Origin of the sequence: Sulfuricurvum sp. (assembly GCF_041651515.1) — a bacterium.
In the GTDB taxonomy this organism is placed as follows: domain Bacteria; phylum Campylobacterota; class Campylobacteria; order Campylobacterales; family Sulfurimonadaceae; genus Sulfuricurvum.
Genome location: NZ_JBAZJF010000008.1, coordinates 1 through 19,728 on the forward strand (window position 1 = coordinate 1; position 19,728 = coordinate 19,728).

A 19,728-nucleotide genomic window follows, 5' to 3' on the forward strand; every position below is an offset into this window, starting at 1 on the left:
GTTGCACGGACAGTATATGCATTTGCATCTTTTTTTGTTGAGTTTTGAACATCAACGTTTTCATAACGTGTACGAACTTCTCCGTTAAACTTCGCATTATTAAAGAGTGTAAAGCTATCATCTGCGCTTAATGTAGCAGAAAACGCATTTGTCAAAGAAAGAGCCGCAATAACGGATAGAGTAATTCTCTTCATTGTTACTCCTTATTTACCTATCAAAGTAGCAATAGCTGTAATTTGGGCAGGAGTGAGTGATGCTGCTTGCCCTTTCATGACAGCTTTGGACGATGCACCATAGGTACCGTCTTGATACCCTATAAGAGCTTTTTCAATATCAGCTTTCGTCATATCTTTGATGACTTTGCTTTTACCTAATGCCGGTTTTTCTCCTGTTGGCCCATGACATGCAGCGCATTTTTTAAAAAGGGCAGCACCATCTTCAGCCATAGCAGCAGCACAAAATCCTAATATCAAGCTCGTAGCCAGAATCATTTTTTTCATTTTCCATCCTTTTAGTTAAGTCTGCAAGCATTATATTGTTTGTGATAGCCGCATGTCTTTGACCTAAGTCAAGTATTTTAAAGCTTACGATGGAGAATAGGAAGACAAAGGCGAGATTGGAGTGAATCTAACGACCAGACGTGTTCATCAGAGATAAGGGGTTTAAGTGTTTCGCATCCGTTTAGAAAAGATTGAATGGCATACACGCCCGTGTATCCGGCTGATTGTAGTTTTGTTGCCATTTCATGCACGGTTGTTTTATCGATCAGTCCTGTATGAACGGTTGTTCGAACTTCAAAATGGATATTACTCTTTTGCAGATGATCAAAACTCTTCCAAAAAAGTGCTTCCTCCCCCCCGGCACATAGTTCATCCCAGTGCTCTTGGGTCGTTTTGTAATCGAGTGCGACGGTATCTATCAAATGAGCATCTAAAAGAGTTCGGAGAACATCGGGGCGCATTCCGTTGGTATCGATTTTTAGTTTAAAGCCAAGCTCTTTGATCGTGTGGCAAAAGGGGAGAATATTAGAGTAAAGTGTGCACTCTCCACCGGAAAGGACGACCCCTTCGAGCAATCCTTTGCGCGTCTTTAAAAAATTGACAGCACTCTCTTGAGTGATCCTTCCGCGACTTAAAACAATATCCGGATTATAGCAATACGAACACCGTAAATTACATCCTGCAAACCACAATATGGCAGCAGGAAGATCAGGATAGTCTAAGAGGGTGAAAGGGGTAATATCATAAAGAGGTTTCATGACGCTTGGGAGCTTCACGAAAACATAGACGCTCTTTATGCTCCCCTTTTTTACCAAGATTAAAACTCTCAACCGGGCGGTGATATCCCATAACCCGAGTATATACCATGCAACGGGTGCGTTCGATGGTGTGTTCTTCTAAGATTTTATGCGTATTCATGGTGAGTCCTTGTGTGTTGATGTCTAGAAATTATTTGCTCATCGCATTGAGGGCAAAACTCATGTTCCCCGCTGAGATAGCCATGGGTCGAACAAATTGAAAATGTCGGCGTGACGGTGATGTAGGGAAGTCGAAAATTGGTGATGACATTCTTAACCATTCGACGGCATGCTTCGCCGGAGCTTAGACGCTCACCCATATAGAGGTGCAAAACTGTCCCTCCGGTATAGCGGCATTGTAATTCGTCTTGCAATGTCAGCGCCTCGAAGGGGTCATCGGTAAAGCGTACCGGAAGTTGAGAACTGTTGGTATAGTAGATATTCTCTCCACTTCCGGCTTGAAGAATATCGGGATAGCGTTTGCTGTCCTCTTTGGCAAAACGGTAGGTCGTCCCCTCAGCCGGTGTCGCTTCGAGATTGTAAAGATTACCACTTTTTTCTTGGTATGAGCGCATTTTTTCACGCATATGATCGAGGATGTTTTGGGAGAAATCAATTCCCCACATTGTCGAAATATTCTCAGTGTCTCCGCTCATATTTCGGATCATTTCGTTCATACCGTTGACTCCGATCGTAGAGAAATGGTTATGAAAACCTTTGAGATAGCGTGCGGTATAGGGATAAAGTCCCCGATCAAACATATCCTGGACGAACAGGCGCTTTTTTTCCAATGTCGAGTAGGCAATTTCAAGCAGGGCATCAAGCGCTTCCATCAGTCTAGGATGATCTTTTTTATACAGATATCCCAATCGTGCCATATTGATTGTTACGACACCGATGCTTCCTGTCATTTCGGCACTACCGAAGAGTCCGCCCCCTCTTTTTAAAAGCTCTCGAAGATCAAGCTGTAACCGGCAGCACATACTTCTAACATGTCCGGGTTTGTAAGCATGAGGGTTTTCTATGAGGGTACCGTCTTCACTTCGGATATATTGGCTCCCGATGAAGTTTTGAAAATAGCTTGAACCTATTTTTGCGGTATTTTCAAACAAAATATCGGTGTTTTCACCGTACCAGTCGAAATCTTCCGTGATATTGACGGTTGGGATCGGAAAGGTAAACGGTTGTCCGCCGCTGTCCCCCTCTGTCATTACCTCATAAAAGGCACGGTTGATAATATTCATCTCTTTTTGAAAGTCACCGTATGTCAGCTCTTTCATCGTTCGTAAACCGCGTTCATGGAGTTTGCGCTGATGGTGCGCGGTAGCGGTGATCTCTTCGAAGAGATGACGGTCATTGAACGTCGGAAACTGTTCGCGTAAATCTTCAGGGACAATCCAGTCAAGTGTTACGTTGGTAAACGGTGATTGTCCCCAGCGGGCAGGGACATTCAGATTATAGACAAACCCCCGTATCGCTTTTTTTACCTCGCTTGGGGGGAGGGCATCGATAAAGACATAGGGGGCCAGATAGGTATCGAATGAGCTAAACGCTTGCGCTCCGGCCCATTCGGATTGGAGAATTCCCAAAAAATTAGCCATTTGTCCCAGTGCTTCGCGTAAATGGCGTGGCGGAGAACTTTCGACTCTCCCGCGTACTCCGTTAAATCCTTCATTCAAAAGGGCTCGTAAACTCCATCCCGCACAATATCCGGTAAGACAGTCGAGATCATGGATGTGGATATCACCGTTGCGATGGGCTTGTCCCTCTTGGGTGCTGTACACGGTATCCAGCCAAAAATTGGCGATCACTTTTCCGGCCAGATTGTTGACCAGTCCGGCATTGGAATAGCCGGTATTGGCATTGGCATTGACACGCCAATCGGCTTTATTGATGTACTCCTGGACACTTTGCGTACTGTCGATGAAGGTCGTATCGGTGTTGAGCCCCAGAATATGTTCACGTTGCATTTTATGTAAAAAACGGTAGGTTATAAACGACTTCATCACGTCAAAATAGTTTGCTTCAAACAAAGCATGTTCGATTAGATCTTGAATCGCTTCAACATCACTAATATTGTCATGCAATACCTGATAAAGCACCTCGGTGACGAGTATTGCATTCAGCGGTCTGTTTACACTTGCAAATGCTTTTTCAATCGCATCTTCGATTTTATACGGGGCGAATGGCTCTTGGCTTCCGTCTCGTTTAGTTACTAATACACTCATCCCGCACTTCTTTCTTTTTAAAAAATTAAAATCGATCTTTTAGATCGCCGTTGTAAACGATGTCCCGTTTTTTTGCATTTTCATCGTTCAGCCATTCAGGTAAATCATCACCGACTGCTTCAAGCTTGTCACGTTCGGCATTGAGTTCGTCTTCGCTGTATGCAAAAGACATATCGGCCGCAATGACGTGTTCCATCTCTTGAATTTTGACCAGTTTTTGAATCTCTTCTTCGACTCCCGCACCCTCAATAGTGACAATAATGCGTCCTTTTTCATCATGAAAGTGGTAATCACAAAAATCAGCTTCTTTTAGCTTTTCAACAATTTCTTCGACAAACTTCGGGGAAGTTTGAACAACAATACTTGATACATTCATGGTAATCTCCAATAATAAATTTGATTCTCTTCACCGGCACTGATCAGCTCTTTTTCATTGATAAAAATCAAGCTGTCTGGGACCGCTTCGCCTGCACGTAATCGTGCCCCTTTTTGTTTGGTTTGAATGTTGAAGAGCTGAAGCTCATTTTCCGTTCCGTCAACGTAAACTCCTTGAACAGCAGAGGGACTAAGACCCACAGCGTAGATGAAGAAATCGCTTTCCAAAAAATAACTTCCGCTGCGCTGATAGATACCGACACGGCGGTCTTGTCCGGCGGAGATGATCGTATTATGTTTGTAATCGATCCGGTTAATGTTGTCGACATTGATCCCCTTAAGGGTTTTGATCCACTTTCCGCTATTAGTCTCGAACATCGCTATTTCACCCCCTTCATCGGTAGCAGCAACTATCTTTTTTGAATCGCTTAGTGCCATATCTCTAAATACCCCTTGTCCGATTTGTATTTGATAAACGAGCCTTTTATCGGGAATATTCATTAGAACCAATGTATCACCTGAAAGACCAAATAAGAGATGAGTAGCGTCTACAAAACGGACTTTCTTAATTAAAAGTTTTCGAGAGCTATCCACTACGTTAGTAAGTTTTTTTCCATCATAAAGATAGACATTACGGAATTCTTTACCGCTTTCGCTCACCATAACGGTTTGATCTCCTATACTATCTGCGGAGTAGATTTTTGGGATAATTTTTTTCCCGTTGATATCCGACAAGAGAGGCACTGAAATATTTGAAGCTTTTTTCCGTGTTTTGACATCAAAAATATCGACACCACCACCATCGGTAGCAACTACTATTTTTCCCTCACGCACCACGACGTCACTGACTAATCCGGACGTTTTGAGGATAGCCGTGGGTTCTTGTGCCGATCCCCAAGCACAAAGGCTCAAAAGTGTACACACAAGTATCGTTTTCATCCTCTCACCTCGATAGCTCCGGTAGGGCAGAGTGAAACACAGTACCCGCACGCAGTACAGTTTTGTGCGATGATAATGGGGTGAAATAACCCGCTAAAAACAATCGCCTTATCCAAACACGGCTCTTTGCACGCAAAACACATCGTATCGTGCCAGCTTAGGCATTTTTGGGAATTAATTTTTAGGGTTGCACGGATAAAACTGTTTTTGTCTTCTAAAACATTTGGTGTACATGCATCCATACATGCACCGCAATCGGAGCATCCAGTTAGCGAAAAATCAAGATAGGGGAGGTGCTGAGCATCAAATTTGATAATCCCTTCCTCGCACGCTGAGCCGCAAAGTGTATCGCATTCCTGGCACACCGTGCCAAAAAGTGTCTCTTTTTTGGCATAAGGGGGACGTACAACTCCCTCTTTTTTCTGAATCAGAGCACCGAGTGCTCCGAAAAATCCGCGGCGGTTTACTTCAGACATGATTAGAGGCCGTTCCCGACTTTGACACCGTTATCTAATTCATCTAATAGATAAGAGCGATTTTGATGTGTCTGCCCTTTTTTATTTGGATATAACGGTTTGAATGTATTGCCGACTTTCAAAGCGCCTTGTGTTTGTGGTGCATGGCATTGAGTACAGTTGTATCTTCCTTGCCAAAGCTGTCCATGCAGATCTTTTTTGATGATTTGATCGTTACTTTCGGATTTAAAGTTATCATCATCATCTACCGATACCGCAGGGCGAAAATTGGTAAAATGGGTTTTTGGAATGGGTGTTGCCCCCATGTCTTTTGCCACTTCTGGCATATGACATCCCAAACAAGCATTGTTGTTTTTGTCAATTGGAAGGAAATCGGTTACATCATGAGGAATCATCGGCGGCGCATTTTCATATGCACGTTCGAATTTTTTCGATGTTCCCGGAGCTTCCATATGATAATTTGTTCCGTTGGGTACAGCTTTATCTTCCGTATAAATATCTACTTTACGTAAACCTAAACTCTCTTCATCCACCGATGTATCACTCGCGTATACAACTGTCATTAGTAAACAAGCAGCGGCAGTGCTGCTCAATAATTGAGCTATTTTCATACTCTATCCTTTGGTTGTTTTTCAGTACTTCTAATCGAAAAGTTAAGGGCATCTTCCTGACAGACATCGATACATCTGCCGCAATTGGTGCATGCACCCATTAGGACACTTTCGCTGCTTTTGTTGATCATGTGTAACACCTCTTTTTCAGGGCAAACGGTGATACAGCTTCTGCAATCGGTACATTTTTCCGCATCGTGAGCAACACGAATAAGTGAAAATTTTCCGATAAGAGAGTAGGTCGCCCCTAAGGGACAAATGTAACCGCACCAACCGTTTTCATGTACCAATAGATCAAACAAGAAGATAACAACAAGTGCGCCACCTCCCATTCCCATGCCAAATACCAATCCACGATGTGCCATAGAGATGGGGCTGATAAGCTCAAATGCTGCTACTCCCATCGCGAACGATAATATAAGACTTAATCCTAATATCCAATAACGGAGATTTCGATCCATATAAAACCGCTTTTGAATACTTGCAAGTCCAAGACGCCGACGAAGCCAGTTGGCTAAATCGGTGATCATATTGACCGGGCAAACCCAGCTACAAAATCCGCGCCCTCCGAGAACACCGTAAAAGAGGGTAATGATGAGCGCACCCATTAATACATCCATTCCCACCACTGCTCCCGCTGCAAACATTTGTGCAACGGCATACGGATCTGCTAGCGGTATGGTTTTTAAAACTAGGGAAGCACTAAGGTCACCTTGCAGGAGAGTCCATCCCAACAGATTTGCTCCTACGTACAACACCATAATCGTTATTTGAACTATTCGACGGGCGAAAAGATAGCGGTATTTCATCTAAAGTCCCCCCTCGTCGTTTAAGGAATCCACAGCACTTTTTTCACTCAATTTCGTTTTAGTCGTTTCAATATGTGCATGTTCAAGGCGTTTTTCATCAGCCTTATCCCATCCTTTGACATAATGATCACCCACTTCTCCCATCGCCAAAGCTCTGGGTAGGATATATATGGCTGCTTTTTGTGTGACACAGGAGTGTTCACACATACCGCATCCTGTACATTGATCCGAGTGGACGACCGGCTTTAAAAATGCGTGTTTACCGGTACGTTCATTTTTAGAATATTCGATGGTTATCGCTTTACCCATTAAAGGACAGGCGCGATAACAGGCATCGCATTGGATACCCCATGTCGCGATACACGATTCCTCATCAATCACTGCAAGCCCCATGAGACTTTTGTTGATGTCCAAGATGGATTTCCCGCTAACCGTTGATGTGACCGAGGATTCTTTAAGCGCTCCGCTTGGACAAACGGGAACACAAGGAATATCGCTGCACATATGACAAGGAATGCTACGTGGAATAAAGTAGGGAGTACCCATGGGTAAATTATCCCCCGGTTTGGCAAGTATAAGTGTGTCATAAGGACACGCTTCCACACACAATCCGCATTTGATACAGGTTTTGATAAAATCCTCTTCATCCAACGCCGCAGGGGGACGAAGCACCAACGGGGCTGCTTTGACCTCTCCGATATACGCACTCCATACCAAAGCCCCCATCGCACTTAGCCCGATTCCTCTCGCCATAGAGAGGAGAAAATGACGACGGTCGCTTGAGGGTTCAGTTTTCATGATTTAACCATTACGCTTTATAAATTTTGACCGCACATTTTTTGTGGTCGATCTGTTTGGAAATCGGGCAAGTATGATCCAAACATACTTTATTGATGAACACTTTTTCATCAAACCACGGTACAAAGACGAGTCCGCGCGGTGGAGTATTACGTCCGCGTGTTTCAACGTGAGCTTTAACTTTACCGCGACGGGATTCGACCCATACCATATCACCTCGCTTGACACCTCGCTTTTCAGCATCTTTCGGGTGGATATAGCACAACGCTTCAGGAACCGCTCGATAGAGTTCAGGAACCCGCATCGTCATCGTACCGCTGTGCCAGTGTTCGAGTACACGACCGGTACAAAGCCAAATATCATAATTTTCATCAGGCACTTCTGTCGGCTCCATATAGGGACGGAAGAAAATTTTGGCTTTATTTTCCAAGTGAACCAACTCTTTATTGGTTACCCCTTTAAGATTTCCTTGTGGAATCTCTTTGAATGCATGTCCGTAAAATGCGAAGGCACCGTGATCGGCTTTTTTCGCATACGGATCGTATTTGGCGTTAAATCTCCACGATGTCTCTTTGCCGTCAATAACCGGCCATTTCAAACCGCGAACTTTATGGTAGGTATCAAAATCGGCGTAATCATGACCGTGACCCGCTCCAAAGAGGCGATACTCTTCCCATAAATATTTTTGTACAAAAAATCCGTATCCTTTAAATACTTTACCGTCACTTCCGACAACATTACGTTTATCTCCTGCGACTTCAGTGTTTTGGTACCCTTTGCCTACCGGATCCGGCCATGCGAACCCTTTTGCTCGATCATTCGCAAATAATACATCATAAAGGGTATCCGTCTCTTTGTATCCCATCGCTTTTGCGGCAGGCATTACATCGGGGAGTCCACCTTCTAGCCCTGGAATTTTTTTCGCTCCCCAAACTTCTTTGAGTGTAAATCGTTTGGATATTTCAATAAATTGCCAGAGATCTGACATAGAGTCTCCTACCGGAGTTACTTGTTGTCTCCAGTGCTGCGTACGGCGCTCGGCATTGCCGTATGCTCCCCATTTCTCATAGATCATGGAACTTGGCAAGATCAAATCCGATACTTTTGCCGAAATGCCGGGATACGCTTCTGAGGTGACGATAAAGTTATCCATTTCTCGCGCGGCATGAATCCAATGCTCTGCATTTCCACTGTCTTGATAAGGGTTACAGACACTGACCCATGCAAATTTCACTTTACCGTCTTCAAGATCACGATGAATTTGAATAAAGTGAGAACCAACTTTTGGATTGAGTGTTCCAGCCGGAAGTTTCCAGATTCCTTCACTGATTTCTCTGTGTTTCGGATTGGTGACGACCATATCAGAAGGCAAACGATGGCTAAATGTCCCGACTTCACGCGCTGTTCCGCACGCTGAAGGCTGGCCGGTTAGGGAAAATGCACCGCTGCCGGGTTTTGATTGTTTTCCGACAAGAAAATGGATCATATAGGCTTGTTCATTGACCCATGTTCCACGGGTATGCTGATTGAATCCCATCGTCCAGAAGCTTAGACATTTACGTTTTTTCTCGATATAGAGGTCTGCCATTCCTTGTAGTTTAGCTTTGAAGCTTTCAATGCTCTCATCCGGGTCCCCTTTGGCGACATTAGCCACATAATCGAGTGTGTAAGGGGCTAACCCTTTTTTAAACTCATCAAAACTGATTTGCCAATGGGCATTCGGATTTGCTGTATTTTTCATTTCCAGTGTGTCACCGGCTTTGTATCCGAGATACGCGAGGCTCACCCCTTCATCGGCGGTGAGAACTTTCGATCTTTGCTTGGCCGCCGTATCGAGTTCGCTTTTTTTGTATTTAGGGTGGTGAATATCTTCACGAAGCCCATACCCGATATCGACAGGACCGGTAGCAAAGATAATGTTTTTGTTGATAAAATCCCAATCGATTGCTTCGGGATGGTTGTAAACGATTTCGCGGGCAATGTAATTCATCATCGCCAAATCGGTATTGGGTTTGAAGACAATATCGATATCCGCCAAATCCATAGTCCGGTGTCTGTAGGTTGATAGAACGACAATTTTTACTTTGTCGGGATTGCTCAGTTTACGATCGGAGACGCGTGACCAAAGAATAGGGTGCATCTCCGCCATATTCGATCCCCAAGCAAAAACAGCATCTGTCAATTCAATGTCATCATAACATCCTGAAGGTTCATCAATACCAAACGTATTCATAAAACCGGTAACCGCCGATGCCATACAAAGCCGTGCATTAGGGTCGATGTTGTTGGTACGTAACCCCGCCTTCATCAGTTTAAGTGCCGCGTGCCCTTCGATTGCAGTTTGCTGTCCGGAGCTGAACATTGCAATGCCGGTTGGCCCAAGTTCGTTCATAGCTTTTTTCATATGAATAGCCATCTCATCAAACGCACGTTCCCAACTTACCTGGGCAAATTTGCCTTTTTTGTCAAACTCTCCTGCCGCGTTCATCCGCAAAAGAGGCTGAGTCAGACGATCCGAGCCGTACATGATTTTGGCAGTAAAGTAACCCTTGATACAGTTAAGCCCGCGATTGACCGGAGCCAACGGGTCACCTTTAACCGCAACAATGCGATCGTCTTTCGTCGCGATCATAATGCCGCATCCGGTCCCGCAGAAACGGCATGCCGCTTTGTCCCAACGCCAGTCTGATTGTACTGCTGTCGAAGCTGCCTCCACTGTAGCTGGTACAGCCATTCCTATAGCTGTTGCTGCTGAAGCAGCTGCCGCAGATTTTAAAAAATCTCTTCTTTCCATACTCATAATCCTCTCCTTAAGTGAAGATAAAATCATAATACTTCTTCAAGTATAACGGAACAATTGTAACAAGGAGAGAAGAGTAAAAAATTGACTTAAGTCAAATCGAGAAGGTTTTACGAAATGTTTTTTACATTTCGTAAAGCAAGTGCAGATTGAAGATTGCTTTTGAGTTTTTTGAGTCGCTGCGAGGTGTGGTGTAACCCCTCACTCACTTCAATCATAACATCTTCGTTTTGTTCCAGCAGTGCTTCAGCCTCTGGCATGGTTACTATGAGATTGGCAGTAACTTCCTCGCTTCGCTCGACGGCATCCGCGGCATTCTGGAGTGCTTCTTCGACATTACGTAAAAAATAGTCGATATGTGCGCAAGCGATCTCAAGTTCATTGCCGTTCTTGGTATCGATCCGCTCGATTCCGCTGATGTTTTTGGAGTGGGTAAGGAATCGCTCAAAGTTGCGTTGAATTTCTAATGTCGTACTGGCCATATAGAGGATAACTCCAAAGGAGATGAGGGCCAGTAAGATTTGAATCCGATACGCTAAAAGCCGTTTATCCATCATATAGGCTTCATATTGGGATACGGCTTTGTCCATTAACAGTAATGTTTGATCTCCGTTTTCATAGATGGTTTTCAAATCATACAAATTATGGTCTCCTAATAAATAGTTATCAATAAGTTTTCCCATCAAATTCCAATGGGTATGTACTTCATTCATTGTCTCTTGAATTTTGTCGTTAGAAAATCCTTGATATTCAGAGGTAGCAGTACTGAGTTGTTGAAAGTTATGGTCAAATTCTGCCCGAGCATCTTGGAGTTTTTCGTAGGCACCATCCTCATCGACAAGAAGACGGTGCAGTTCTAAAACGGTACGCTGAGAAAGCATCCGTTGTTTACCGGCAATGTTGATGACCTTGGCATCGAATTTTTGATCCATATTAAGCCAAATATCAACCATAATAATAATAAGCATATTGAGAGATAAAACCGTTACGATCCAGCGTATTCTGGTAGATATTGATTGCATTATAGCCCCTCGGTAAAATAGTGTGCTAATTCGTCTCTGGAGGTGACAATTGTTTTATGGTCTTCTTCGACAATTATCTCTTTACGGATAAATTTGGCCAAAACTCGCGACAGTGTAGCAGGTTGGATATTAAGACGGTAGGATATCTCTTGTTTTTTTAAACTGTTATATAAATCCAAATGATCATAGAGCATTTTAGCAACTTTGGCCGTGACATCGTATACCATCCCCATGTTTACCATACAATCTACCATCTGTTTTTGATCGGCTAGCATATTAATCAGATTGATGAGTAACGAAACATCCGTTTTAACGACTTCTTTAAACGTTCTCAAATCACAGGTCATGACGCGGCTTGGAGTGAGAAATTCAACATTGCTAAAACAGCTGACTCGGTCACAATCAAGCGAACCGATATTGGTAAGAAGGGCTTGATCTTTTAAAGTGTAAAGAAAGACTTCATTATCGAATCGGTCAACTTTATACAGTTTTACTTCCCCTTCTACGAGGAAATAGACACGATTGATATCATCATCTTCATATACTAATATATCGGAACTATCGTAACTTTTTATTTTTGCCGTTGATGATAAAAATGAAAGTTTTTGGGAGTCACACCCTTTAAAAAAATCAAGTGATTCTAATAGAAATGCCATGCCTAACCTTTAAATGATTGAATTATCATAATAACATAACGGCTAATTGTACGAATTGACATAAATCAAGAATAGTCTTCAGAGGATAGGTTATCATCATTCATTAATAATGAAGAAGGCTCTTATGCTTAGAGACAGTTTTAACCGTGAAGTAACCTATTTACGTGTATCGGTGACGGAGCGATGTAATTTTCGTTGTCGCTATTGTATGGCTGAAAAACCTTTTAGCTGGGTTCAAAAAGAGAACCTTCTGAGCTATGAGGAACTTTTTGCGTTTATCAAAATCGGTATTGATAAAGGTATTAGAAAAATCCGTTTAACTGGAGGAGAACCGACGATACGGGAAAATCTAGATGAGCTGATCGCTATGATCCATACCTATGCACCTGCCGTTGATATCGGATTGACAACAAACGGTTTTTTGTTACCTGCACAGGCCGAGAAATTGAAATCAGCAGGGCTGCGACGCGTTAATATTTCACTTGATTCATTGGACCCTCAGATACTTCATTATATCGCACAAAAAGATGTTTTTGAGCAGGTTATCAGAGGGATTGAAGCTGCTGTCGATGCAGGATTATCGGTAAAAATAAACAGTGTCATTCTACGCGGAATCAACGAGCATGAAATTCTCCCTTTGTTTGAATATGCAAAAGAAATCGGTGCACAGATCCGTTATATTGAATATATGGAAAACTCCCATGCCAGTGATGCACTGCAAGGTCTTCGAAGTGATGAGATTATAGAAGTATTAGAAAAAGCTTATTCTTTTATTCCAATCAATAAAGAGGTGAGCGGACCGGCAAATCTGTATGAAACATCGGAGGGTTATCGCTTTGGTACCATCGAGCCTCATCGTCACGATTTTTGCGCAACGTGCGATCGTCTGAGACTCACAGCAGAAGGAGATTTGATCGGTTGCTTGTATTTTGAGGGGGCTAAAAGTATTAAAGAGGCGATACAAAATGGCAATATTACCAAAGCAACCGAAATCTTAGCGGATGTAGTGTTTAATAAACCCGAAAAAAACCTTTGGGGTATAGAGAATGTTGAAGTCTCTTCCCGTGCTTTTTACCGTACCGGAGGATGATGACAGTTGATCTATATCAAAGACTTTAATAGCGTAATCCTTTATAATTCCTAAACCATAAAAAATCTTCCCCTCTCAGGGGTTGATTCAAGCAGTATGGCATAGTGACCTCCTTCAGCTAGCTTAGATTCAAAGCACTGTACTGCTTGACTCAATTCCTCACCATTTAATAGCTAGTATAATCAAGAAAGTAAAATATTGATTAGTATCAAGTTGCATTATCCAAAATACCTTTATACTATCCAAAAATTAAAGGATCGCTTGTGCCATGGATTTTATATATTCATATCCTCTCTGCCTGTGCATGGATTGGTGGCAGTATTGTTTTATTCGGGCTAGGAATATTTATTCGTGACAAAGCGACTCAAGAGGCAGTATACGGTGCTATTGGTCCGTTTTATGGTTATTTTGAAACCGTATGGCTACTCATTTTAATCTCTACAGGAGTTGTATTGGGAAATCATTATCAGCTTTTCAGTGCTATAAACAGCGATACAGAGCTTGGGCACTATGTTAGATGGAAAATAGTGTTGGTTTCGCTACTCAGTATAGCCACAATTATCCATTTATATATTGCTTTCGCCACGCATAAAACAACCCGCACTTTGGTTCAAAAGCTCCTTTCACGCGGTGGATCGTTGGCAATTTTCTGTCTCAATCTTGCAATTTTATGGGTTGCAATCAACATTCGCTCAGATTTATAAGCAAAAATGGAGACTTCATGCATGTTATGAATCTATTTTCTCCTGCGATCATGATGATGAGCAGTATGAAATATCCCAAAAAGCTTGCATTGGCAACAGCCGTATTCTTTCTCCCTTTTGTGCTGTTTTTATATCTGGGCTATGATCATGTTGAAAGTGAGTCCCGTTCGATTAAAAAACTTCAAGAAGGGCTTGCCTATCAACAAAAAGTAAGGCTATTCTTAGAGTATGTTCCACTTGAGCGAGGGATGACTGTTGCACTGCAGGAAGGCGATAGCACCTATAAAATTAAAATTGAAGAAAATTTCAAACACATCGAATCGGCGATAGCCGTAATAGATGCTTATCCTCCACCAACGCCATCGATTAATGAAGAATGGAAAGTGATTAGGAAACAATGGCAGGAACTTCGAAGCGGGATTTGGGAGCGGTCAGCATCTGAAAATTATCGTATACATACAGACTTGATTATTAAAATACTCCTTTTGATGCAGCATACCGGTGACCTATCTTATACCATTAATGATGCTGACTTAAGTATTTATCATCTCGTTCAAATGCTCAGCAATCATATACCGATGCTTGTGGAATACACGGGGGAGGGGAGAGCGATCGGAACAAGAGTTCTTTTAAAACAATCGATGACATTAGACGAACAACAAGAGGCTACACTCCTTTATGGGAAGCTTCGCTCTCATTTGGACAGTATTGTCCATGCCGGTACTATCGTTTGCGAACGTCATCCTGATATGTGCCGTACTCTAATGCCCTCTATCGTAGATATAGAAAAAAATTGTGAGGCGTTTTCAACTGTTTTTACGTCGCAAATTTTGAATACGGATCATTGGCAAATCAATTCCAAGGATTATTTTCATGATATGACGCAGACCATTGAAACGTATTTTAATGCGTATGATATGCTCTCCATTACGCTTCAATCTCATTTGGAGGAGAGGCTGGCTAAGCTGAAACAACAAATGATTATTGGAGAAATCGTTGCTTTAACGGTCTTGGTGTTGCTCATTTATTTCACAATCGGATTCTATCTGGCTTTTATGGGAGTTATTGATGAACTGATGGGTGCGGCCCGTTTAATTTCAGCCGGGAAGTATAGAGTTCGTATTCCGATTAAAACGGATGATGAAATGGCTGATGTTTCCCATGCATTTAATGAGATGGCACAAAAAGTAGGACAGTCTTTTGCTTTTTTAAAGAGTTACAAAAAGGCGGTTGATGCCAGTAATATCCTCTCTATAACCGATGTGGAGGGAAATATTGTTTATGTTAATGATCAATTTTGCTTGACGACAGGCTATACCCGTGAAGAATTGATTGGAAAGAATCATCGTATCCTCAGAGATTTAGCTACTCCAAAACATGTATATGAAGCCTTGTGGAAAACTATTATGGAGAAACATATTTGGTCGGGCACTCTAAAAAATTTTAATAAAAATGGGGTTCCATACTATACGGATACAACCATTACGCCGATTTTGGATGAAGAGGGGAATATCGTGGAATTTGTTGCAACAAGGCATGATATTACTCCACTTGTTCTTCAAAGAGAGCAACTTATTCAGCAGCTTTACACGGATTCCCTGACACAGCTTCCGAACCGAACAAAACTCTTAGAAGATTTAGCCCTGATGACGAGTCATATTTTGATTCTTATCAATATAGATCGTTTTGGTGAAATAAATGATTTTTACGGTACTGAAATAGGTGATAGTGTATTAAAAGGGATGAAAGAGCGTATAGCTATGGGTCATATGCTAACATCGGGCGTCAAACTGTATCGAATTTATGCGGACGAATTTGCCTTGCTGTGTGATAAAAAATGTTTTAATAATCGACCATACGATGAAGCTATCGCATCATTGCATGCACATATCGAAGCAAATCCTTTTTATATAAATGATTCTACCATCATTATTAAAGTGACGATAGGAGCAGTTATCAATCCTATGAGAGATGTAAAAACGCATATAGTAGCGTCCCAACTTTTAATCGATTCTGATATGGTATTGCGTAATGCCAAACAAAAGGATAAGGAATTTATCATTTTAAATGATACACATGAGATAAAAAAAGAAATTGCACATAACATTGAGTATATTGGCAAAATTAAGGAGGCTATTGCTGCAGACCGCATTGTTCCATTTTTTCAGGGAATTATAGAAAATTCAACTATCGATACTTCATACGATACGATGAATAATCGAATAATGCCAATCAAATATGAATGTCTTATCCGATTGATTGATTCTGAAGGAAAAATAATTTCACCTTTTTTATTTTTGGATGTTGCTAAAAAAGCTAAACTTTATCCTCAACTAACCTATATCATGATCGAAAAAACTTTTCTAATTTTCCAAGAAAACAGTTATGACTTTTCCATTAATCTCTCTGTAGAGGATATTACAGATTCAAAATTGGTTGCCTTTATACTTCAAAAAATGGAACAAAACAATATTGGAAATAGGGTGATATTTGAAATTCTGGAATCTGAAGGATTTGAAAATTTTGAAGACATACAAGAGTTTATCGGGCAAATCAAACAACGGGGAGGGCGGATTGCCATTGATGATTTTGGAAGCGGATATTCAAATTTTGCGTACATCCTCCACCTTCAAGTTGATTTTCTCAAAATAGATGCATCCTTAATAAAAAATATCGATATCGATATGAATAGCCGTATAATCGTAGAAACCATTGTCACCTTTGCAAAACGACTGGGGATTAAAACCATTGCAGAATATGTCAACTCCAAAGAAGTGTATAAAACGGTAAAAGAGATTGGTATTGATTATTCTCAAGGATTTTATTTCCATGAGCCTACCCAATATTTATAATTTCTTTTTTCTTGATATATATCATACGTGATGCTCAAACAAACTATTACAATAACCTTTATGTAAGTGGATCGGAGAGTAATTTATGGACAGCACAGAAAAAAAACTAAACAAGCGTGAACGTCATAAGACAGCTTTGTCTCCTTTCGACTACTATCCTCAAATAGAAACACTGGACTTTAATGGTATCAGCGAAGGAGATAGTTTTTATTTACAGGATTTTGGCATTTTTAATAGCCCTATCCAAGAAGAAGAATATACGCTTCGTTTACGCATAACTGCAGGGCGTATAACAACGGCGCAATTACGCTCCATAGCCGAAATCGTAAAATGCAATGATCTCGAAATCATTCTAACTGCACGTGCAGGTATACAATTGCATGGTCTAAACAGTGAGAATGTGCTCCAAATATTCAAACAAATTAATGAACTTGGCATTTCAACATGGCAAACATTTGGTGATAATGTACGCAACATTGTGAGCGATGTCTATGATGGACGAGGATGTACGAGTATTATCGAAACCTATCCAATGATTATGCAAATGGAGGAATGTTTTCTCAAAATTCCCCATCTTGTTGGGATGCTGCCGCGCAGAATTTCCACTGCCATTTCGGGCAACGGTGCGAATGTCACCTCTTTTTTTGCCAATGATCTTTATTTTGCACTGGCAAAGAAAGAAATGGTATTTGGGTTTAATGTTTATATGGGGGGAAAAAATACCGAGATTGCCCGTAGTGCCGATATCTTTTTACTTCCTAAGGAAGTTGTCTCATTTTTCAAAGCATTTATCGAAACATTCAACAAGCATGGATTACGCTTTACACGTTCGCGAACACGTCTTTTTTATTTACTTGAAGAGATCGGAATGGAAGCATTTGTGGAGCATATTGCACTTGAATACCAAAACACTTGGCAACAAGCGGGTGATTTGGTTCTGGAAAAAGTACCCTTTTCCATCCATCAACAGCTAAAAGACGGAAGTTATGCCTTTTGTTACGAGAGTAATTTTGGACGCATATCTCCTGATGAGCTGATTTCTATCGCAGATTTTGCCGAAATACACTCTGCTGAGGTACGCATAGGGACGGATCATAATCTTTATGTGTTTGGCCTGTCTGAACCTTTCACCCCTTTTGGGCATCTCCAAAAAAGCCAAACGGTGGTAGCATGTGCAGGAAGTCATTATTGCCCTTACTCGTTCTGGAATATTAAAGATGATGCCCAATTGCTCCCTCTGGAAAAAATACATGAGCATCATATCCAAATAGGAATTTCAGGGTGTGCTAAAGGATGCGGCAGACATCAGCATTGCGACATTGGGCTAATCGGATTACGTACCAATACTTTTGGAAATACAGACAAAGGGGCTCGTATCTATATCGGTGCCGAACACACTGCAGGAATGAGTGTAGGGAGAGAACTCTTTGAAATGGTGCCACTGGAATATATCAAAAGAGTAATAGAGCTTATCATCCACGAATATGAGCAAAGCGGTTGTGATACGTTTGAATTATTTTCCGTACAAATATTAAACCGTTATTCCATAGAATTTATTGCTTTATGGATCTTGGCAAAATTGGAGTGCGGATCAACAATCACATTGCATGAGAGAGATATTCATGAAATCAGCAATGAAAAAGATCGTTTTACGGCAGAAAAAGAGCTGATTTTTTCTTCTTTTCCTAAAATATCATTTAGATCACATATTGATGATCATTTCAATGATGCGATACGTCAGTTGAGTAAAAAGCTTTGGAATACTGGGCAAAGTAATCCAGAAATTGCCCCGCAAATTAAAAAACTGCTTGTCAGTAAAAAATACTGGGAGATTTAAAATCTTTTGTTGTAAGGATTGAAATCTTTAATCTTTCTTGATGCTATATTACATCTATAAATCCTAGGCATTAAGCAGCAAATATTGGTCTACGTTCTATCTCATTATAGATAATATATTGGGATTAATTTAGGAAGTCCCAGCAAAATCTCGACTTGATTGCTGTGTTAAATAGTTTTTTTATTTATAAAGCTCTACTACATACAGCAATGCAATTTTTCCTTTTGCTCATCAATGCTTTTAACTTTTACAATTTTGTCCTACTTGTGATTTTTCTTCTTTGAGCAACGTCTTTATTTTATAACTTAATGTTGGTTAAACCAATCCACTACACCTTCTGGGTAAAATATCGAATAAAATTAATGGATACACTGATGGAAAATATTTGATTATTCTGGACTTTGAAACCAACTCTGCCAATATCCATGACGTGATCGAAGTAGCGGCATTTCGGATCAAAAGAGAAGAGGGCTCTTATGTCATCGCCGATACCTTCCATCGTTACTATTTCTCCGAATATGAGGTTAACCCTTACGCCCTTGCCGTCCATAAACTCTCACCGCAGCGGATCGAGAGATTACGTGCAAATGTCGATTACGCAGAGTATTTCGCAGAGGATAGCGAGTTCATAAAATTTTGTCAGTGTGCTCAAACCCTCATCGCCCACAATATAGCGTTTGAACTGCGTCATCTCGGTGAACTGGTTAGCTTTCAAAAACACTTTTGTACCATGAAATCGAATAAAAAGATTGTTGGAGCACTTAATATCAGAGGGAGTCTCAAGAATCCGAAACTGCTGGAAACCTGCCGACATTACAGAATCGAGTTTGATGAAGAGCAATATCACAGTGCTGTTTACGATGTCACCAAAACACTTGAAGTACTAAATAGTATGAATATAATAATTTAGATAATGAGAAACGGCTCTTTCTCTATACCTTGATTCCTGTAGAAGCTCACAACCTTATAAGCTCTATTAATAGAGTCTTTAATCCCTTTCTAACGGATAGTTTTATATAATAAAAATTCTATAAAATGATTTGAATTACGTATGAAAGTGAAAAGTGAAAAAAAATATACAGAAAGAATTTGATAGTAATAAATCTTATTTTTATTTCGGCACTTTGATCTCTGCATTTACAATCTTGCCACAGTTTATATTTTCTCCCAATTCAATACATGCCACATATTTGCTCATTACTCTCATCTTATTGATCACCATTCCGAAGTTCAG

At 41.1% G+C, this 19,728-nt stretch carries 18 protein-coding genes and 1 pseudogene; 5 read left to right on the forward strand and 14 right to left on the reverse strand.

The window, feature by feature from the left end; all coding sequences use genetic code 11:
* The 14 genes and pseudogenes from WC407_RS12215 to WC407_RS12280 form a co-directional block, all read right to left on the reverse strand.
* Nucleotides 1–194: pseudogene (locus WC407_RS12215) on the reverse strand (hypothetical protein); the annotation flags it as partial.
* Between the two features lie 9 nt (nucleotides 195–203).
* Nucleotides 204–500 (reverse strand): cytochrome c, encoded by a 297-nt coding sequence (locus WC407_RS12220; protein WP_373022944.1) that lies wholly within the window; start codon nucleotides 498–500, stop codon nucleotides 204–206.
* Between the two features lie 77 nt (nucleotides 501–577).
* Nucleotides 578–1,258: an anaerobic ribonucleoside-triphosphate reductase activating protein gene (locus WC407_RS12225; RefSeq protein WP_373022945.1), complete on the reverse strand. Its 681-nt coding sequence runs from the start codon at nucleotides 1,256–1,258 to the stop codon at nucleotides 578–580.
* Nucleotides 1,242–1,418, reverse strand: coding sequence for an anaerobic ribonucleoside-triphosphate reductase (nrdD, locus tag WC407_RS12230; protein ID WP_373022946.1), 177 nt, complete (start codon nucleotides 1,416–1,418; stop codon nucleotides 1,242–1,244). Before nrdD ends, WC407_RS12225 begins: the two co-directional genes overlap by 17 nt.
* Entirely contained in the window at nucleotides 1,405–3,525 is a 2,121-nt protein-coding gene (locus WC407_RS12235) for a ribonucleoside triphosphate reductase (RefSeq protein WP_373022947.1), read from the reverse strand. The genes nrdD and WC407_RS12235 overlap by 14 nt, the downstream gene beginning before the upstream one ends.
* Nucleotides 3,526–3,550: 25 nt before the next feature.
* Nucleotides 3,551–3,901: a chaperone NapD gene (locus WC407_RS12240; protein WP_373022948.1), complete on the reverse strand. Its 351-nt coding sequence runs from the start codon at nucleotides 3,899–3,901 to the stop codon at nucleotides 3,551–3,553.
* A complete protein-coding gene (locus WC407_RS12245) occupies nucleotides 3,898–4,839 on the reverse strand; it encodes a WD40 repeat domain-containing protein (RefSeq protein ID WP_373022949.1) in 942 nt (313 codons plus the stop codon). Before WC407_RS12245 ends, WC407_RS12240 begins: the two co-directional genes overlap by 4 nt.
* Nucleotides 4,836–5,315, reverse strand: a complete 480-nt coding sequence (locus tag WC407_RS12250) for a 4Fe-4S binding protein (RefSeq protein ID WP_373022950.1) — start codon at nucleotides 5,313–5,315, stop codon at nucleotides 4,836–4,838. Before WC407_RS12250 ends, WC407_RS12245 begins: the two co-directional genes overlap by 4 nt.
* A gap of 2 nt (nucleotides 5,316–5,317) precedes the next feature.
* On the reverse strand, nucleotides 5,318–5,926 hold the full coding sequence (locus WC407_RS12255; RefSeq protein WP_373022951.1) for a nitrate reductase cytochrome c-type subunit: 609 nt from the start codon (nucleotides 5,924–5,926) through the stop codon (nucleotides 5,318–5,320).
* Nucleotides 5,923–6,735: a quinol dehydrogenase ferredoxin subunit NapH gene (gene napH, locus WC407_RS12260; protein ID WP_373022952.1), complete on the reverse strand. Its 813-nt coding sequence runs from the start codon at nucleotides 6,733–6,735 to the stop codon at nucleotides 5,923–5,925. The genes WC407_RS12255 and napH overlap by 4 nt, the downstream gene beginning before the upstream one ends.
* Nucleotides 6,736–7,533, reverse strand: coding sequence for a ferredoxin-type protein NapG (gene napG / locus WC407_RS12265; RefSeq protein WP_373022953.1), 798 nt, complete (start codon nucleotides 7,531–7,533; stop codon nucleotides 6,736–6,738).
* 10 nt (nucleotides 7,534–7,543) lie between these two features.
* Nucleotides 7,544–10,327: a nitrate reductase catalytic subunit NapA gene (gene napA / locus WC407_RS12270; RefSeq protein WP_373022954.1), complete on the reverse strand. Its 2,784-nt coding sequence runs from the start codon at nucleotides 10,325–10,327 to the stop codon at nucleotides 7,544–7,546.
* A gap of 116 nt (nucleotides 10,328–10,443) precedes the next feature.
* Nucleotides 10,444–11,355 carry a type IV pili methyl-accepting chemotaxis transducer N-terminal domain-containing protein gene (locus WC407_RS12275; RefSeq protein ID WP_373022955.1) on the reverse strand — a complete coding sequence of 304 codons (912 nt, stop codon included), beginning with the start codon at nucleotides 11,353–11,355 and terminating at the stop codon, nucleotides 10,444–10,446.
* A complete protein-coding gene (locus WC407_RS12280) occupies nucleotides 11,355–12,011 on the reverse strand; it encodes a Crp/Fnr family transcriptional regulator (protein WP_373022956.1) in 657 nt (218 codons plus the stop codon). Before WC407_RS12280 ends, WC407_RS12275 begins: the two co-directional genes overlap by 1 nt.
* A gap of 124 nt (nucleotides 12,012–12,135) precedes the next feature.
* Here WC407_RS12280 and moaA point away from each other — a divergent pair, with 124 nt between their 5' ends.
* The 5 genes from moaA (at nucleotide 12,136) to WC407_RS12305 (ending at nucleotide 19,404) form a co-directional block, all read left to right on the forward strand.
* On the forward strand, nucleotides 12,136–13,101 hold the full coding sequence (gene moaA / locus WC407_RS12285; RefSeq protein ID WP_373022957.1) for a GTP 3',8-cyclase MoaA: 966 nt from the start codon (nucleotides 12,136–12,138) through the stop codon (nucleotides 13,099–13,101).
* Between the two features lie 263 nt (nucleotides 13,102–13,364).
* Nucleotides 13,365–13,805, forward strand: coding sequence for a hypothetical protein (locus WC407_RS12290; protein ID WP_373022958.1), 441 nt, complete (start codon nucleotides 13,365–13,367; stop codon nucleotides 13,803–13,805).
* A gap of 17 nt (nucleotides 13,806–13,822) precedes the next feature.
* Nucleotides 13,823–16,657 (forward strand): EAL domain-containing protein, encoded by a 2,835-nt coding sequence (locus tag WC407_RS12295; protein ID WP_373022959.1) that lies wholly within the window; start codon nucleotides 13,823–13,825, stop codon nucleotides 16,655–16,657.
* Nucleotides 16,658–16,742: 85 nt separating this feature from the next.
* The gene (locus tag WC407_RS12300; protein WP_373022960.1) at nucleotides 16,743–18,494 is read left to right on the forward strand and encodes a nitrite/sulfite reductase; all 1,752 of its coding nucleotides are present in this window, start codon (nucleotides 16,743–16,745) and stop codon (nucleotides 18,492–18,494) included.
* Between the two features lie 385 nt (nucleotides 18,495–18,879).
* Complete coding sequence (locus tag WC407_RS12305; RefSeq protein WP_373022961.1) at nucleotides 18,880–19,404, forward strand: 3'-5' exonuclease; 525 nt, start codon at nucleotides 18,880–18,882, stop codon at nucleotides 19,402–19,404.
* Nucleotides 19,405–19,728: the final 324 nt, after the last annotated feature.

What these genes read in the sequence shown, in the direction of transcription:
- napA (WP_373022954.1), bottom strand. Translation starts at nt 10,327, where the DNA reads ATGGAAAGAAGAGATTTTTTAAAATCTGCGGCAGCTGCTTCAGCAGCA.
- WC407_RS12235 (WP_373022947.1), bottom strand. Translation starts at nt 3,525, where the DNA reads ATGAGTGTATTAGTAACTAAACGAGACGGAAGCCAAGAGCCATTCGCC.
- WC407_RS12245 (WP_373022949.1), bottom strand. Translation starts at nt 4,839, where the DNA reads ATGAAAACGATACTTGTGTGTACACTTTTGAGCCTTTGTGCTTGGGGA.
- WC407_RS12275 (WP_373022955.1), bottom strand. Translation starts at nt 11,355, where the DNA reads ATGCAATCAATATCTACCAGAATACGCTGGATCGTAACGGTTTTATCT.
- WC407_RS12300 (WP_373022960.1), top strand. Translation starts at nt 16,743, where the DNA reads ATGGACAGCACAGAAAAAAAACTAAACAAGCGTGAACGTCATAAGACA.
- napH (WP_373022952.1), bottom strand. Translation starts at nt 6,735, where the DNA reads ATGAAATACCGCTATCTTTTCGCCCGTCGAATAGTTCAAATAACGATT.
- WC407_RS12225 (WP_373022945.1), bottom strand. Translation starts at nt 1,258, where the DNA reads ATGAAACCTCTTTATGATATTACCCCTTTCACCCTCTTAGACTATCCT.
- moaA (WP_373022957.1), top strand. Translation starts at nt 12,136, where the DNA reads ATGCTTAGAGACAGTTTTAACCGTGAAGTAACCTATTTACGTGTATCG.
- nrdD (WP_373022946.1), bottom strand. Translation starts at nt 1,418, where the DNA reads ATGAATACGCATAAAATCTTAGAAGAACACACCATCGAACGCACCCGT.
- napG (WP_373022953.1), bottom strand. Translation starts at nt 7,533, where the DNA reads ATGAAAACTGAACCCTCAAGCGACCGTCGTCATTTTCTCCTCTCTATG.
- WC407_RS12280 (WP_373022956.1), bottom strand. Translation starts at nt 12,011, where the DNA reads ATGGCATTTCTATTAGAATCACTTGATTTTTTTAAAGGGTGTGACTCC.
- WC407_RS12220 (WP_373022944.1), bottom strand. Translation starts at nt 500, where the DNA reads ATGAAAAAAATGATTCTGGCTACGAGCTTGATATTAGGATTTTGTGCT.
- WC407_RS12255 (WP_373022951.1), bottom strand. Translation starts at nt 5,926, where the DNA reads ATGAAAATAGCTCAATTATTGAGCAGCACTGCCGCTGCTTGTTTACTA.
- WC407_RS12295 (WP_373022959.1), top strand. Translation starts at nt 13,823, where the DNA reads ATGCATGTTATGAATCTATTTTCTCCTGCGATCATGATGATGAGCAGT.
- WC407_RS12240 (WP_373022948.1), bottom strand. Translation starts at nt 3,901, where the DNA reads ATGAATGTATCAAGTATTGTTGTTCAAACTTCCCCGAAGTTTGTCGAA.
- WC407_RS12250 (WP_373022950.1), bottom strand. Translation starts at nt 5,315, where the DNA reads ATGTCTGAAGTAAACCGCCGCGGATTTTTCGGAGCACTCGGTGCTCTG.